This is a genomic window from Lysobacter enzymogenes (assembly GCF_023617245.1).
Classification (GTDB): domain Bacteria; phylum Pseudomonadota; class Gammaproteobacteria; order Xanthomonadales; family Xanthomonadaceae; genus Lysobacter; species Lysobacter yananisis.
This window is the reverse complement of sequence record NZ_CP067396.1, coordinates 978,382-994,846: the sequence shown is the minus strand read 5'-3', so window position 1 is coordinate 994,846 and position 16,465 is coordinate 978,382. Positions and strand designations below refer to the sequence as shown.

Sequence of the window (16,465 nt, the reverse complement as noted above, 5' to 3'; positions counted from 1 at the left end):
GATCCGCCGAAGCATGGCGCTGAAGTCTCTGGATCCCCGCGTTCGCGGGGATGACGGTAGGTGAGGATGCGGCGAGTCCACCCGCGTCGTTCCCGCGAGGGCGAGGACCCGACTCGGTCGAAGCGCGATGCCGAACGCTTTGGACTTCGACTTCGCGAGATGGCGCGGGCAAGAACGCGGCGCCACACCTACGTCGTTCCCGCGACAGCGGGAGCCCAGGGCGTCATCGCAATGGGCTTGCTACGTGCATGCTTGCGAAGTGCGCACGCATGCTCGCCCGGACATCGATCCGGCGAACATCGAAGGATTCCGGCTGTATCGCAACGACGGCGTGGATCGGCGCCGTACCACAACGCCGCTAAGCCACGCCTACCCCATCCGCCGACGCCGCGGCGTTCGCGGCATGAAACGCTGCATGCGCCCGCGCCCCCTGTCGTCGCCCGCGTCGCGGCCTTACTGTCGTTGTCGCCGCAGCGCCGTCCCCGCCCCTGCCCGAGGAAATCCGCATGACCGCTTCGACCGTCCCCAGCGTCCACGCCCGCGGCGAAGCCGCGCCCTATGCGGTGAGCTTCGTCGACGACGGCGAGCACCGCTGGCAGGCCGACGAACCGGCCGAAGTCGGCGGCGGCGACCGCGCGCCCTCGCCCGAGCGCCTGCTGCTGTCGAGCCTGGGCGCCTGCACCGCGATCACCGTGCGCATGTACGCCGAACGCAAGCAGTGGCCGCTGGCCCAGGTGGAAGTGACGCTGCGCTTCAATCCCGCCGGCAAGCCCGCCGCCGGCACCGACATCGAACGCCATATCGTCCTGCGCGGCGAACTCAGCGAAGAACAGCGCGAGCGCTTGTTGCAGATCGCCAACGCCTGCCCGATCCACAAGGTGCTGAGCGGCGAGGTGCGCATCGCCACGGCGCTGGAAGCAGGCGCGCAGGCGTGAGCCGCGGCTGACGCGGCGCGGGCCCGCGCTGGAAGGCGGGAGCGATCAGCCCCGATGGCGTTCGAGGACCGGCCGGCGGCCGCGCCATTGCCCGCTCAGCGGCACTGGTACTCGTCGGCCGAGTAGTCGCTTTCGATGCCGCGGTCGTCGGCGCTGCCGTCCTGGGCGTCGACCACCCGGCGGAAGATCACGTAAGCCACCGCGTGGGTGCCGGCGACGCAGGGGCGCGGCAGGTCGTTGGGAGCGTAGAAGTTCTCGCTCGCCGACACGCCCTGGCCGTTGAGGGCATAACCGGCGAAACGGCACGAGGACGGGTACTGGTAGCCCAGCACGCACACGCCGGTGGCTTCGACCGCGTCGGCCGCCGCCATCGCCGCGTTGAAGTTGGCGGCCCAGCCGGTACCCGGGTCGGCGATGCAATCGCCCGAGGCCAGCGGCGTGGCGCCGCCCTGGCAGCCGTTGGAGCCGTTGCCGCCGAGCGGACCTTCGCTGAAGTACTGGTAGCGCCCGCTGTGGACCCAATCGGCCGCGGCCGCCGGCAACGCCGCGCCGGCCAGCGCCAGGCCCCACAACGCCGCGATCGCCGCGACCCGACCCGACTTGCGCATGTTCATCCTTGCCGCTCCTGTCGTATGAATGCGCGGCGAGGCATCGCCGGCGCAAGCGGCGCGAGGATAACGCAGGCATGCGAACGGCAGATTGCAGTTTCGGGCCGTCCGCTCATCTTCCGATCGGCTTCGCCGCGGCGGCCCGACGCCGCGCACACTCGCGACGCGCGCGGTGCACGGCGCCCGCGCGAGCGCATTCAGTCTTCGTCGCGCAGGCGCTCGCCGGGCAGCAGCGGCAGCCGGCCGCCGTCGAGCGCGCCGCGGCTGAAGCGGCCGTCCTCGACCAGCAGGATCTCGCCGCTCTCGCCGTTCTTGAGCCCGCTGTCCACGCCGATCACCCGGCCGTCGAAGTAGCTGGCGATGTGGTGGTGGGTGGTGTGGCCGACGACGATGCGCGAGACGCCGAGCCGGGCCGCGATCGCATCGACCTGCTCGCGTTGCAGCGCGGGGTCGGTGAAATAGCCGCGGTACCAGATCGGGCTGGTCTTGCCGTTGTACAGCGGCGACAACCGCGGATCGTCCTGCCACACCGCCTTGGGCGTGCCGAGCGAGGCGCGGTAGAGGGCGTTGCCGCGCTCGATGTCGCCGTCACCGGCGAGGTAGTCGGGCGAGATGCCGCCGTGCACGAACAGCAGGCCGCCGACCCGGGCGATGGCCGGACGGGTGCGCAGCCATTGGCCGAGCACGCTGTCGGGCCCGTACAACTGCGGGTACGTCTCGCCCAGCGCCGCGGCGCTGCGCTGGTAACCGGGATTGACGTAGCGCAGGTCGCCGCCGAGCGCCATCGCCTCGTGGTTGCCGATCAGGTAGTGCACGCCGCCGCCGGCCTCGCGCGCCTGCTGTTCCAGCGAATACAGCAACCACAGCGCCTGGTTGACCTTGGAGCCGCGGTCGAACACGTCGCCGACCACGACCAGATGGCCGCGGCCGTAGCGCCAGCGCAGATCGCGGCCGACGATGCCGTGGGCCTGCAGCAGCCGCACCAGCAAGTCGTACTGGCCGTGCACGTCCGACAGCGCCGCGATCCGCGTCGCCGCGGCGTCCGCCGCATCGGCCGGCGGCTGCGCCGGCGCGCGCACCAGGATCGGCCGCTCGAAACTGCAGCGCGGCGGTACCCGCACCGGCCAGCGCGCGGCCGGGTAGCGGCGCTCCAGCACCTTGCCGGCGCAGACCCAGCGGGCGATGAGTTCGCCGTCGCCGTAGCGGATGTAGGGGCCGTCGTCGAACGCGGCTTCGGCCGCGGGCGGCGGCGGCGCGGCGGCGGCCGGCGTGGCGGCGAAGGCGCTGCCCAGGCATGCGGCGTACAGGGCCAGACCCAGGCTCCAGGGGCGCAAGGCGAATGCGTTCAAGGCGGCTCCCGAAGCTCGAGGGATGGTGGGGGAGCTTGGCGCTTGCGTAAGGCGCGGGCAAGCGGCGGGGTTTGCGGCGGGTGGCGGGATGCGCGGGGTGGTGATGGGTTCCGCGGTTCGGACGTGGGTTGCGGGGCTGGGTAAAGCAAAAGCAACGTCAAAATGGGTTCCGGCTTTCGCCGGAATGACGGGAGGTGGAGGCGAAATTTCCACCTCGGCAATGAAGTGGAGGCAAAACCCCACCCCGTCATTCCGGCGAAAGCCGGAACCCATTTTGACGTTGCTCCCGCTCTTCAACGCGCCCCGCCCCCAAAAAAAACGGGGCTCCGAAGAGCCCCGTCCGGGTCGAACTCAGGATCGCAGCCGCCGGCCGACGCCGGCGCGCGCGATCACGGCCACTTGAGGTTCAGCGACACGCCGACCACGCGCGGCTCGTTGTACACCGCCGCCATGTAGTTCTCGATCACGCCCTTGAGGTTCTTCTCGTTGGTGATGTTGCGCGCGAACAGCGCCACTTCGTAGGCGCCGTAACCGCCGGTGTAGCCGACCTGCAGGCCGCCCTCGAAGTTGCCGCGCGAGTTGAACTCCTTGGAGTCGTACAGCACGAAGCTGGTGTAGCCCTGCTTGTTCCAGTCGGTGGCGACGAAGAACGCGCCCGCGTCGCTGACCGGGATGTCGTAGCGCGCGCCGAGGCTGAGGTTGTACTTGGGCGCGTTCGGCAGCGGGTTGCCGTCGATCTGGGCGAACACGTTGGAGCCGATCTTGATGGTCGGATCGTTGACCGTGCACACCACCTGGCCGTTGAGGCCGCAGACCTGGGCGTAGACGCGCTTGTCCTGGATCTCGCTGTGCAGCCAGCTGGCGCCGGCGGTGATCGACAGGTTCGGGATCGGGCGCCAGTCCAGGTCGGCCTCGACGCCGTAGGCGCGGGCCTTGTCGGCGTTGAACAGCACGCCGTTGCCGTTGGAGTCGTTGCCGTTGAGCTGGATGTCGTCGACGGTGTAGGTGAACGCGGCGGCGTTCAGGCGCAGGCGGTTGTCGAACAGGCTCGACTTCACGCCGGCTTCCCACGACAGGATGGTTTCCGAATCGGCGGTGGTGAAGTCGGCGTTGAACACCGCCGAGCGGCCCTGGATGGTCGGGCCGCGGAAGCCGCGGGCGACGCGGCCGTAGACGCTGACCTGCGGGGTGATCTCGTACATCGCGCTGAGGTCCCAGCTCGGCGTGGTGTCGGCCATCTCCACGTCGCGGCGGCCCTTGTAGGTGGACACGCCGGCGACCGTGTCGGCGGTCTTGAGCAGGCGCGTGCGCTTGCTGTCGCGGGTCTCGCGCACGCCGGCGGTGACGGTGAACTTGTCGCCGAACTTGTAGCTCAGCTGGCCGAACGCGGCCCACGAGGTGTTGCTGTTGCGCAGGCGCACCCAGTTGTTGGGGTTGCGCGCGTTGCCGCTGAGGAACCAGGCGCGCTGATAGAAGTCGGTGGTGTCGCGGCCGTCGAAGTAGAACGCGCCGAGCTGCCACTGCAGCGCGGCTTCGCTCTCGCTGGCCAGGCGGATTTCCTGGGTCAGCTGGTCGAGGTCGCGGACCTGGCCCATCGACTGGCCGTAGCCGTTGGGCTGGCCGTTGAACGGATAGTCGGCCGCGGCGCCGCCGTCGGTGTCGCCGCGGCTGTAGCCGGAGGTGGTCTCGTAGGCGCTGATCGAGGTCAGCGACATCTCGTTGAAGCGCCAGGTCGCCTTCACCGAGCCGCCGTAGGTCTTGTAGGCCTGCGGGTTGTCGCCGGCTTCGTCGTAGGCGACCTTGTCGCGCGCGCCGAACACTTCGTTGGAACCCTTGCGCAGTGCGTTGCGCAGGAACAGGGTCGAGGTGCCGTCGTAGTCGCGGGCGTGGGCCGAGGCCAGCAGCGAGAAGTTCTCGCTCGGCTCGAGCAGGAACTGCACGCGCAGGTTGCGGTCGTCGTAGCCGCCCATCGCGTCGTTCTTCGGCGACACGGTGCCGTCGGCGCTGGCGCCGCGGTAGGTGTTGTCGACCCAGTCGTCGCGGTGCTGGTACAGGGCCGAGACGCGGAACGACAGCACGTCGTTGATCGGGCCGCCGACGCCGCCGTCGAGCGAGACGGTGTTGTAGCTGCCGTAGCTGGCGCTGAGGCGGCCGGAGTAGTCCTGGCTCGGCTTGATGCTGTCGAACTTGACGATGCCGGCGGTGGTGTTGCGGCCGAACAGCGAGCCCTGCGGGCCGCGCAGCACTTCGACCTGGTCGACGTCGAACACCGGGTTGGACTTGAGCACGACGTGCTCGAGCACGACGTCGTCCTGGATGATCGACACCGGCTGCGAGGCGCCGAGGTAGAAGTCGATGTTGCCCAGGCCGCGGATGTAGAAGCGCGGGAAGATGCGGCCGGTGGTGGTCTCGGCGTAGAAGCTGGGGACCTTGCCCGACAGCGCCAGCAGGGTGTCGTCGCCGCCGGCGGTGAAGGCGCGCATCGCATCGCCCTGGACCACGCCGACCGAGACCGGCACGTCCTGCAGGTTCTGCTCGCGGCGCTCGGCGGTGACGGTGATGGCGTCGAGCTGGGTGGCGTTGGCGTCCGCGGCGCGCGCCGGCGGGGCGTCGGCCTCCGCCGCCTGCTGCGCGGTGGCCGGCAGCGCGGCGCCGAGCAGCAGCAGGCTGGCGACGGCGCTGGCCAGCGCGGTCTTGCGCGCGAGCGGACGACGGGAATGGAGAGCGGCGACGCGGCTGCGCTGCGGCAGGCGTGCGGCGGAAACAACGGACATGGGGGTGGGATCCTTTCGTGGCGCCAGGCTGCGAATGCGTCCGGCTGGCGCGGGGCCGGCAGCGGGGGCGGTATTCTCCGCGCCGCGGCAAGGTATGTCACCTGTGTTTCACGCCAATTTCAGGCCCTGTGCGCGCTGCGGCGCGATCGCCGCGACGATGGCGGCGTGCGGACAAATGCGGCAAAGCCGCGCCTTCGCCGCTGCCACGGCTGCGCTGTGGAGCGGCTTCAGGCCCGATGATTCGCATCACCGTGGGAGGGCCTTCAGGCCCGATGCTTTCCGCTCAAATCGCCGCGCCCTCGAACGCGCCCCCTCCGCCGCTCCCCGCGCTTACTCCCCCGGCACCCACCCACTCTCGCGCAGGAACGCCTTCGCGTCGGGCATTTCCAGTATCCGCGCCAACGCCGCGCGCTTGTCCGCGGCGCGTTCGTAGTAGGCCCTGGAGATGCGGTAGCCGACCCAGTAACCCTGGTCGTAAGGCTCGTCCGATCCCTTGCGGTAATTGAACATCCAGCGGCTGAAGTCGCGGTCGTCCTGTTCGCGCAGGAACGCCTCGCCGACGTCCCGCTCGCGGCCGCGCACGCGCACGGCCAGCCCCGGGTTGGCGACGCCGCCGGCGATCAGCTCGGCGACGAACTCCGCGCCGCCCTCGGTCAGCGACATGCCCAACACGCTCGCGCGCGGGTCGCCGGGTTCCAGGTCCTGGGCGGCGGCGGGCTGCTGGATGTGCGCGTATTCGTGCGCGATCACCCGCACGAAGCGATCTTCGGGATCGGGGTTCATGAAGTCCGCGGCGCACAGCGCCTCCAGCCCGATGGTCACGCCGGCCGGATTGGTGATGCCGACCGGCTTGCCGCGGCCGACCACGATCGCCACCGGCGGAAACTTCGACCGCGGATACAGTTCGCCGAGCGTGCGCAGCGACGCCGCCACCCGCCGCTTCACTCGCGGCAGCAGCTTCATGCATTCGCGTGCGTCGCGGTACATCACCGGATCGGCCGCCATCTGCGCGGCGATGCGCTCGCCGGTGACCCGCCGCAACTGCGCGAATTGCTTCAGGCTGTCGGTGCCTTGGGCGAGATACTCATCCAGTTGCGCCGCGTCCGGTTTGCCGTCGGTCGCGGCGTAGAGCGCATAGAAGCGGTCGACGTCGTCGGTACGGATGTCGGGCTCGACCATGGGCTCGGCGGCGCTCGCCGCGGCGGCGACGGCGAACCAGGCGGCCAGCGCGACGAGGCGCAGACGAAGACGGGAACCGGCTGTGGGCGAAGCGAACGGCGGTTTGCGCATGGGCGGACTCGGGCGACGAAAACGCGGGCAGCGCCGAGTCTGCGCCCGATCGTCGGCCCCGCTCACTGCCGCAAGTCATGACTTTGGGGTGCGTCGCACGCTCACGGAATCGAGGTGCCGATCCGCTCGAAGTCGAACCCGTCGTCGAAATTGAGCCACACCAGGAACGCGCGCCCGACCAGATTGCGTTCGGGCAGGAAGCCCCAATAGCGGCTGTCCTCGCTGTTGTCGCGATTGTCGCCCATGACGAAGTACTGCCCCGCCGGCACCGTCCACTCGCCTTCGGCGAGCAGCGGCTGCGGCAGGTCGCGGCGCAGCAGCACGCGATGGACATGCCGGCCCAGCGTTTCGCTCAGTTCCTGCGCGCCGGTCGCCTCCGCGCCGCTGCCGTGGCCGGTGTAGACGCCGACGGACTGGTACGCCACCGCGGCGCCGTTGATGGTCAGCCGCCCGTCGCGGTACTCGACCCGGTCGCCGGGCAGCCCAACCACGCGCTTGATCAGGTTGACGTCGGCGCGCTGCACCGAGTGGAACACCACCACGTCGCCGCGCTCGGGCGCGCCCAGCGGCAGCACCTTGGTGTTGCTGATCGGCAGGCGCAGGCCGTAGACGAACTTGTTGGTCAGCACGAAATCGCCGGTCAGCAGGGTCGGCATCATCGAATTCGACGGAATCCGGAACGGCTCGGCGACGAAGCTGCGCAGCACCAGCACCACCAGCAGCACCGGGAAGAACGCCTTGGAGTAATCCACGACCCAGGGCTCTTCGCCTTCGTCGAGCAGGCCCGCGCGCGCGGCGCGGCGCTTGGCCAGCCAGTGCTTGTCGAGCAGCCACACCAGCCCGGTGAAGGCGGTGAGCGAAACCAGCGCGATTTCGAACCAGCGCATCGATTACTCCATGGTCGTCGGACTTTGGCATCCTGCCGCCGCCGCGCGCGGCGGTCGGCGTCCTGGCGAGTGTGCGCCGTTCGCGCCGGGCGACGCCTGCCACAAGTCACGGTCGGCGCGACCTCGTACAGGCTCGCGCGCGCCACGCAAAAATCGCGCTGCGGCGGCCATCGGCGCCGGTTTCATTCGCGCACGAAGCCTTCGCTCCAGCCGCCGTCCGAGTCCTGATCCAGCCGATAGGCCTGGATGTAGAAACCGTCGCCGTCGCCGTCGCTCACGATCTCAGCGTATTCGCGGAAACCCGGCTGCCGGCCGAAGCGCTGCGCGGCGCGATGCGCGAGCTGCCGCGAACTGTAGACGCCGAGCAGCTTGGATTCTTCGTCGCCGTCGCAGGCGCGGTACAGATGTTGCAGCACGAACACTTCGCTCATCGCATCGCCCTCATCGATCCATTGCTGCGGCGCGGTCCGCGGCCGTCGCCGTCCTTGACGATACCGCGCGGGTGCATAGCGATCACAGTTTTCCGCCGCTTCGGCGCGAACGCACTGTAAGTTTTCTTGCCGCGCCGCACCATTTATGGACAAACGCTTTCGACCTGCGCGAGGATGCGGACGCGGCGTTTTCCCGGATCGGACGATGCGTCCGCAACCGCGCGAAAGCGCCGCGATGCTCAAGGAAGTCGCAGACCGATGTCCGGCAAGGAAGCGCTGTGTGCGTGTTGGACAGCCTCCGTCCGCCGGGCTTTTCCGATACCACAACCGAAGGAGTGGCGACATGCAAAACGACGACCATGTGTCCGACTGGCTCAACGGCGCGGACAGCGTCGACGGCCTCAGCAATCCCGCCGGCCCGCTGTACATCGAAGGCGCCGCGGCGACCGAGGACGCGCTGACGTCCCCGAACGAAGCCAATATGTTCTCGACCCGCACCGCGATCACCTGCATCGGCGCCGCCTGCTGCTTCTGCGCCTGAGTTTCTCCGCGACAACGGCGCGCAGCCGAGCCTGGCTGCGCGCCGCCCGGCAATCCCGGGCCCTCGCGCCGGCGCGGCGCGGGCGCTCCCGCTCATGGACGACACGATGACCGATGCAGGCTCCGCTGGCGGCTTCGCGCCGATCGTCGAACATTTCTGCGCCGCCGCGCGCGCGCGGCTCGCCGCGACCCTGGCGCAGCTGTCGCCGGCCATCGACGGCGAAGAGGCCGCGCGCATCCACGCCGCCGCGGTCGAGGCGCTGCACGGAAACGCGCGCCTCAAGCTCAACCGCGTGCTGCTGCTGGAGTTGTATGCGGCCAAGAGCGCCGGCGAACTCGGCGACGGCGACGATGCCGCGCGTTTCGAGCGGTTCGTCGACCGCTGCCGGCACGACGACTTCGGCCGCCACCTCGACCGCCGCTACCCGAACCTGCGCGCGCGGCTGACGCGGGTGCTGGACGAACAATGCGGCGGAACGGCGACCTTGATCGGGCGCCTGGCGCGCGACCGCGAATCGCTGGCGGCGCTGTTCGGCCGCCCCGCCGGACGGCTGACCGGAATCTCGCTCGGCCTGGGCGATCTGCACGCGCACGGGCAAGCGGTGGCGCGGCTGTCGTTCGCAGGCGGCCAGGTCATGTACAAACCGCGCTCGCTGCGCATCGACGCGGCGCTCGACGGGTTTCTCGAACATTTGTTTCCGTCCGATCCGCAACGCATCCGCGTGCCCGCGGTGATCGACCGCGGCGACTACGGCTGGGCCGCGCATGTCGCCCACCGCTATTGCGACGGCGACGACGAACTGCGCCGTTTCTACCGCGGCCTGGGCCAGTGGCTGGCGGTGCTGCGCCTGCTCGGCGGCACCGACATCCATCTGGAAAACCTGATCGCCGTCGGCCCGACGCCGGTGGTGGTCGACGTCGAAAGCCTGTTCGCAACGGCCCATGGCACGGCGCCGTCGGGATACGGCGACGCCCACGACCTCGCGCGCGAGCTGATCCGCACCTCGGTGCTGCGCACCGGCATCGTGCCTTCGCGCGCGCCGACGCTCGGCTTCGACAAGGTCGACCTGTCCGCCGCCGGCGCCCTGCCCGGCGAGCAGCCGCGCGTGCTGGCGCCGGTGATCGCGCGCGAGGGCACCACCGACGCGCACCTGGAAATCATCAGCGTCGATGTCAGCCCGGCGCAGAACCACCCGAGCCCGCGGCCCGAGCTGTCGCGCTACTGGGACGGCATCAGCGATGCGTTCCTGGAAACCAGCGCGCGCCTGCGCGAACTCGACGCGCAAGCGGCGCTCGCGCCGCTCATGCGCGGATTCGTCGGCTGCGGCGTGCGCGACATCCGCCGCGCCACCAAGGCCTACTTCGAGATCGGCCGCATGCTCTGGCATCCGGCGTCGCTGCACGACCAAGCCAAGGCGGTCGAACGCGCCCGCGACCTGTTCGTGCGCAACGCCGCGGTCATGCCCGCCGCGCCGTCGTCGATGCACGAGATCGACCGCGAAATCGACGACCTGCTGCACGCCGACATCCCGGTATTCGCCTCCGCATTGACGCCCGAGCGGGTCGATGCGGCGCTCGGCAGTTGGCGCGCGATGCGCGTGGATCTGGAAGAAATGACGATCCGCAGCGCGCTGGTGGTGACCGAGCTGAACCATCGCGCCAACGCGTCCGCGAACGCGCCGCCGGACGACGGGCAGCCGCGCTACGGCGCGCGCCGGCCGCACGCCGAAGACCTCGAACCGCGCCGGCGCGCGCTGGCCGCGCAGGCGGTCCAGCGCCTGCTGGGCCTGGCGGTGTACGGCGAGGACCGCTCCGCGACCTGGATCACCCCGGGCGCGAGCAGCACCGGCTGGCACGTGCATCCGCTGCAATCGGACCTCTATTCCGGACTCGGCGGCGTCGCCGTCGCGCTGGCCGGCTACCGCCGCGAGGTCGCGCACGGCCGCGCCGACCCCGTCGCCGGCGTCGACGACGCCATCGACGGCGCGCTGCGCGTGCTCGCGCGGATGACCGCCGAACGCCTGGACAGCGCCGGCGGCTTCAGCGGTTACGGCAGCCGCATCTGGTCGTGGCTGCGGCTGCACGATCTGCTGCAACGCCCCGACCTGCTCGAGCACGCGCTGGTCTACGCCGGCAAGCTCGAGGCCGAAGGTTTCGACGCCGACCGTTCGCTCGACCTCATCGACGGCAGCAGCGGCGCGATCGTGCCGCTGCTCGGGCTCGCCGAACGCAGCGGCGATCCGCGCTGGCTGGAACTGGCGGCGCGCGCGGGCCGGCATCTGGAGGCGACCGCCATCGTCGACGAGCGCGGCGCGCGCTGGCCCGCGGCGGCGTTCGCCGAGCCGGTCGCCGGCTTCGCCCACGGCGCCGCGGGCATCGCCTGGGCGCTGACCCGGCTGGCGCTCGCCGGCGCCGGCAGCGCCGCGGACCGCGAACGCTGGAACGCGCTGGCTGCGGCCGGCTTCGCGTTCCAGGACCGCGCGTTCGACGCAGCCGCCGGCAACTGGCGCGAACCCGCCTCCGGCCGCGCCGACATCCATACCTGGTGCGGCGGCAGCGTCGGCATCGGCCTGGCCGCGGCCGATCTCTACGCGCGCACCAGGACGCCGCGGCACCTGCGCGACCTGCGCCGCGCCGTCGCCGCGTCGCGCGGCCATTGGGGGCTCTCGCACACGCTTTGCCACGGCGACTTCTCGCTGTGGGAGCTGCTGGCCCGCGCCGCGGCGCTCGATCCGGACATGCCGGCGGACGACGGCGCCGACGCGACCGCGCAGATCGTCTCGGCGATGGAAGAGCACCACGGCATGGTCGGCGGCATGACCCGCGAAGCCTTCACTCCCGGCCTGATGACCGGGCTGGCCGGCGCGATCCACGGCCTCGCCGGCATGCACCCGCACGGCCGGTCGATGTCGCCGCTGCTGCTGGAGTGCGGCTGAGGCCGGGCCTCAAGGCGCCGTTTCGGCAGCCGCAATCCCCGGCACGCCGCGCCGGATCGCGCGCGAATAAGCGTCCGCGTCCGCCGCGTCGGCCGGGATCGAACGGGCGCGCGGATTGACGTAGCCGCGCTCGTGCAATTGCGCATAGCTGTATCCCGGCGTCAGCCCGCCCTGGTCGTAGACGTATTCGGCGAAGTGGCCGGCCGCCAGCAAGCGATAGTCCAGCGGCAGGTCCGGGACGACGTGGCGGGCGATCTCGAACACCACCGTGGTGCAGTTGCTGGTCAGGGTGTTGTAGAAGGACGGCGCGCGCCGCAGCGCGTCGGCCTTGGCGAGGAAACCCAGGAACATCGGCCGCAGCGTTCGCGGCGGAACGTTCAGCCGATACAGGTACACGTCCTCGCCGCGCGCGTTGCTGCGGGTGCGCACGATGTCGCGCTCGTCGGCGGCCACCAGCACCTGCTCGAAGCGGCGGAAGAAGCCGCCCAGCGCGGAGAAGCTTTCGCCGCGCTGCTTGCGGATCTCCAGCGAGAACACCAGCCGCTGGCCGTCGTCGAAGCCGAACGACACCAGCGTGTGGGCGATGTCCGGCCCCATCCAGTACGACAGCACGAGGTCGGCCGAGGACAGGCGCGAGAGATCGTATTCGCGGGTCTCCCAGCGCGGCGTGTAGTCGCTTTCGCTGCGCCATTGGAAATTGCGCACGTTGTGCAGCACCACGCGGTCGCCGCGCACCTGGGCATCGAACTGGCGGGCGACGTCGTCGGCCCAGTCGCGGTCCTGCGAGGGCGCGATCGCGGACCACCAGGCCAGCAACGCGGCGAAGCCGGCCGCGAACGCGATCAGCGCCGGCCGCCGCGCCGCACCGCGGTGCCGCCACGGCAAGGCCACGCAGGCGGCCACGCCGAGCAGGCACCACAACACGATGAGGCCGTTGCGAAGCAGCGCCGCGCCCGGGAACTGGAACGCGATCAGTCCCGCGCCCCAGGCCGCGACCGCGAGGATCGCCAACGCCGCCAGTCCCACTGCTGCGATGCGCAGCCACCGCCTGCCCGCGCTGGGCGCCGGCGGGATATCTTCAGCGGGCATGGCCGACTCCTTGCGTGCGGGCGAATCCGGTCCGCTACTTTACGCCGGCGGCCGAGCCGACGGCATGCCGCGCCGGTCCGGTGTCCGAGTCGGCCGTTCGGCCGGCCGCGTCTTGCGCGGCAATGTGAGCGATCGTTCCTGTTCCCCTCGCGCAGGCCGGACAAGCAACCCTCCGCGCGAATCGCCGCGGCGCGCGCCCGCGTCCGCCGGGATCGAAAGCGCCCCGCGCAGACGCGGGACGCTTTCGAGAACGCATGGCCTCATCGGCGAAGGGACGGTGTCAGGGGTACACCGCGCACCGCCGATGGACGGACTCATGCGCATTGCGGCCGCAGCCGGCCGTAGCGGTTACGGCGCGTAGCAGATGCCGCCGCCGATCGGGCAGACCTTTTCCAGGATCCACTTGTTGCCCGTACACCGGTAGTAGTAGCGCCAATTGCCGTGGACGGCGGTTTCCGATTTTCCGTTGGGGCTGCAGCTCTGCCCCGGCACGGGCTCCGCGCTGGCAACGCCGCCGATCGCCACACCGATCGCGAACAGTGCGGCGGCCATTACTTTCATCGTCGTTCGATGCATGAACTGTTTACTCCATGACGTGATGTCGCTGGAATCGCGCTCGCCCACCGGCGAATGCGCAGCCTGCGGCTCGCGGCCGCACGACGGGAACGGACATCCAGCGGTTCTGCCCGCTTCCGGCTTCGGCGCTCCGGGCTGCCGACGCAATGCGTGAAGCGCAACCCGATGCAATCGCTCGGATGTATCGATACCCGATATTTCGCGCGGTGTCCGAGCGCAGGCGATGGGCGTTGTATTTGAACTGTGTGTTTCCTCGCAGTTCTCCAGATGCATGCGCATCGATGTTGCACCGCGAGATCGTATGCGCCGCGCGACCGCCGCAGGCATCGGCGTTGTCGCGCCCGGTGCACGGGCACCGGTCGCCGACGCCATGAATCCGTCGGCCGGCGCGCATCCACGATGAGCAAAATCCATGCCTGATAATCAGTTCGTATGCGCACGTTACGTTGCCTGCGGGTGAGTGCGCGGAACGAAAAATGCGCAGGCCGCTGTCGCGGGCGAAAGCGGAGGTGGGGGGAGCATCCAAGCAACGCGTTTCTAAGCGAGGGGGAAGCGGCTTCCTTCAGGCGCAAGCCATTCATATTCGTTGGAAACGGAGATCATTCGATGAAACTGTTCCCTGTGCTCGCAGGCGTTGCGCTGCTGGCGGCCTCTTCGGCGGCGTCGGCGTACGACGGTACGATCCACTTCGAAGGCTCGGTGATCGCGCCGACCTGCGTGCTCACCAACGGGCCGTCGCCGGCCGACATCCGGGTCAAGCTGCCCGCGGTGGCGGTATCGGCGCTGTCGGCCGCCGGCGAAGTCGCCGGCCGCACGCCCTTCATCATCCGCGTCGCCGATTGCGACGCCAGCACCACGCTGGTCCAGACCTTCTTCGAGCCGGGTCCGACCATCAACACCAGCAACAACAACCTGACCCTGGAAGGCGGCACCGGCACCGCCGCCAACGTCGAGCTGCAGGTGCTCAACGCCGACTTCTCGCAGGTGCTGCTCGGCAACCCGCTGGCGCTGCAGAACAGCCAGCAGGTCGCGGTCGAGACCGGCGGCGCCGCGCTGCGCTATTACGCGCAGTACTACGCCACCGGCGCCGCCAGCGCCGGCTCGGCGAACAGCAGCGTCACCTTCACCATGATCTACCAGTGACACGTCCGGCGATGCGTCGCCGCGGCTGAACCCGTTCCAGCGATCCGCACGCGCGGACCGCGCGTCCGCGGCGAAGGCCGCGGATGCGAAAGGCACAGCGCGTTCGCGACATCTCTCATGACATTTTCAAGGAGTTGGCGGCATGCGACACCCTATCGATAAGAAAACCACGCTGAGCCTGGCCTTGCTGGCCATCGCCTGCAGCGGCGCCGCGCAGGCGCAGGCGCAGCAGGGCGATCCGCTGTATCGCTACCAGTGGCATCTGATGAATTACGGCCAGAGCGTGCTCGGCGATTCCAAGCCGGCGTTCGCGGTCGACCTGGGCATCGACGACCTGCACGACTACAACGTCCGCGGCAAGGGCGTGGTCGTCGGGGTGCTCGACGAAGGCGTGGAAATCGCCCATCCGGACCTCGCGGCCAACATGGTCCCGAACGGTTCCAGGAACTTCGATCCCGGCCGCCCGCTGCACGATCCGACCCCGACCAGTCCCGGCGGCTCGCACGGCACCGCCGTGGCCGGCATCATCGGCGCGGTCGGCTGGAACGGCATCGGCGTGCGCGGCGTGGCGCCGGCGGCGAGGCTCAAGAGCTTCAACGGCTTCGGCGAATCCGGCGGCCTGTCGGAGGACAAGATCGTCTACTCGTGGTGGGACGGCGCCGAATCCAAGGACGTGGCCGTGTCCAACAACAGCTGGGGCGGCTCGCCGGCGTTCGTGCTCGGCCTCACCCAGGACCAGGTCGCGGCGTACGAGCGTCCGATGTCGGCCACCCGCAACGGATTGGGCACGGTCTACGTCAAGGCCGCGGGCAACGGCTACGCCAGCGTGCCCTTCTTCGGATTCAACATGTGCGGCCAGGACGTCATCGATTACAACGTCGGCTGCAGCCAGACCGGCCTGGACCAGCGCAACAACCTATTCAACGTGATCACCGTGGCCGCGGTCAATGCGGCCGGCAAGCGCTCCAGCTACTCGTCGCCCGGCGCCGCGCTGTGGGTGTCCGGGCTCGGCGGCGAGTACGGCCACCAGCGCAAGTACTCCAACGTCGCCGGCGCGACCCGCGTCGATCCGGCCATCGTCACCACCGACCTGACCGGCTGCGCGAAGGGCTTCAACAACTACTTGCCCAAGAACGCGTGGAACCTGGAACGGGTCAACGACCTGGATTCGGCTCAGTCGACCATCGACGACAGCTGCAACTACACCGGCATGATGAACGGCACCTCGGCCGCCTCGCCGACCGTCGCCGGCGTGACCGCGCTGGTGCTGCAGGCCAATCCCAAGCTGAGCTTCCGCGATGTGAAGTACATCCTGGCGGCCACCGCGCGCAAGGTCGATCCGGGCCAGCCCGCGGTCAAGCATCCCAACGGGACCTTGCTGGTGCCCGGCTGGGTCACCAATGCTGCCGGACGCCCCTTCAGCAACTGGTACGGCTACGGTCTGGTGGATGCGACCGCCGCGGTGACCAGGGCGGGGACGTTCAAGCCGCTGCCCGCGCTCGTCGACAGCGGCTGGCAGCAGGTGCAGCCGGCCAGCGCGCCGGCCATCGGCTCGCCCGCGGCGCCGGCGACGCTGAAGATTTCCATCGCCAGCGCGGTGCGCAAGGTGGAGAGCATCCAGCTGGGTTGGACGACCGACTACGCCATCACCAGCGGCGCGCCGCTGCCCTTGCAGTTCGTGCTGATCTCGCCGAGCGGCACGCGCAGCCACGTGATGCCGGCCATGAGCTACGGCTCCGGCGATCTTTTCTCGCCGGGCTATTCGATCCCGTTCATCGCCAGCAACGCCTTCCTCGACGAGCCGGGCCAAGGGGTCTGGACCCTGGAGGTCGCGGACGTTCCGCTCGCCGACGCGGCCTCCAAGGGCGCGCTCCAATCCTTCAAAATCCGCGTTCTGGGGCATTGAT

13 protein-coding genes are annotated in these 16,465 nt (G+C 69.9%); 5 read left to right on the top strand and 8 right to left on the bottom strand.

What is annotated here, in order from left to right:
- Positions 1-506 precede the first annotated feature (506 nt).
- Complete coding sequence (locus JHW41_RS04235; RefSeq protein WP_250449140.1) at positions 507-935, top strand: OsmC family protein; 429 nt, start codon at positions 507-509, stop codon at positions 933-935.
- Between the two features lie 95 nt (positions 936-1,030).
- Here JHW41_RS04235 and JHW41_RS04230 read toward each other — a convergent pair whose 3' ends face one another.
- The 6 genes from JHW41_RS04230 to JHW41_RS04205 all read right to left on the bottom strand — a co-directional run bounded on the left by JHW41_RS04230 (position 1,031) and on the right by JHW41_RS04205 (position 8,274).
- On the bottom strand, positions 1,031-1,549 hold the full coding sequence (locus JHW41_RS04230) for a hypothetical protein (protein ID WP_250449139.1): 519 nt from the start codon (positions 1,547-1,549) through the stop codon (positions 1,031-1,033).
- A gap of 191 nt (positions 1,550-1,740) precedes the next feature.
- Complete coding sequence (locus tag JHW41_RS04225; protein ID WP_250449138.1) at positions 1,741-2,892, bottom strand: metallophosphoesterase; 1,152 nt, start codon at positions 2,890-2,892, stop codon at positions 1,741-1,743.
- Between the two features lie 389 nt (positions 2,893-3,281).
- On the bottom strand, positions 3,282-5,666 hold the full coding sequence (locus JHW41_RS04220; RefSeq protein ID WP_250449137.1) for a TonB-dependent receptor: 2,385 nt from the start codon (positions 5,664-5,666) through the stop codon (positions 3,282-3,284).
- Between the two features lie 330 nt (positions 5,667-5,996).
- Positions 5,997-6,956: a DUF2268 domain-containing putative Zn-dependent protease gene (locus JHW41_RS04215; protein ID WP_250449136.1), complete on the bottom strand. Its 960-nt coding sequence runs from the start codon at positions 6,954-6,956 to the stop codon at positions 5,997-5,999.
- Positions 6,957-7,057: 101 nt separating this feature from the next.
- The gene (lepB, locus tag JHW41_RS04210; RefSeq protein WP_250449135.1) at positions 7,058-7,843 is read right to left on the bottom strand and encodes a signal peptidase I; all 786 of its coding nucleotides are present in this window, start codon (positions 7,841-7,843) and stop codon (positions 7,058-7,060) included.
- 182 nt (positions 7,844-8,025) lie between these two features.
- Positions 8,026-8,274: a hypothetical protein gene (locus JHW41_RS04205; RefSeq protein WP_250449134.1), complete on the bottom strand. Its 249-nt coding sequence runs from the start codon at positions 8,272-8,274 to the stop codon at positions 8,026-8,028.
- Between the two features lie 343 nt (positions 8,275-8,617).
- Here JHW41_RS04205 and JHW41_RS04200 point away from each other — a divergent pair, with 343 nt between their 5' ends.
- Entirely contained in the window at positions 8,618-8,815 is a 198-nt protein-coding gene (locus JHW41_RS04200) for a DUF6229 family protein (RefSeq protein ID WP_057949046.1), read from the top strand.
- Positions 8,816-8,921: 106 nt separating this feature from the next.
- Positions 8,922-11,750 (top strand): type 2 lanthipeptide synthetase LanM family protein, encoded by a 2,829-nt coding sequence (locus tag JHW41_RS04195; RefSeq protein ID WP_250449133.1) that lies wholly within the window; start codon positions 8,922-8,924, stop codon positions 11,748-11,750.
- 9 nt (positions 11,751-11,759) lie between these two features.
- Here JHW41_RS04195 and JHW41_RS04190 read toward each other — a convergent pair whose 3' ends face one another.
- A complete protein-coding gene (locus JHW41_RS04190; protein ID WP_428995625.1) occupies positions 11,760-12,824 on the bottom strand; it encodes a DUF4105 domain-containing protein in 1,065 nt (354 codons plus the stop codon).
- Positions 12,825-13,187: 363 nt separating this feature from the next.
- Positions 13,188-13,688 (bottom strand): hypothetical protein, encoded by a 501-nt coding sequence (locus JHW41_RS04185; RefSeq protein WP_250449131.1) that lies wholly within the window; start codon positions 13,686-13,688, stop codon positions 13,188-13,190.
- Positions 13,689-14,021: 333 nt separating this feature from the next.
- Here JHW41_RS04185 and JHW41_RS04180 point away from each other — a divergent pair, with 333 nt between their 5' ends.
- A complete protein-coding gene (locus JHW41_RS04180) occupies positions 14,022-14,558 on the top strand; it encodes a fimbrial protein (protein ID WP_250449130.1) in 537 nt (178 codons plus the stop codon).
- Positions 14,559-14,700: 142 nt separating this feature from the next.
- Positions 14,701-16,464 carry a S8 family serine peptidase gene (locus JHW41_RS04175; RefSeq protein WP_250449129.1) on the top strand — a complete coding sequence of 588 codons (1,764 nt, stop codon included), beginning with the start codon at positions 14,701-14,703 and terminating at the stop codon, positions 16,462-16,464.
- Position 16,465: the final 1 nt, after the last annotated feature.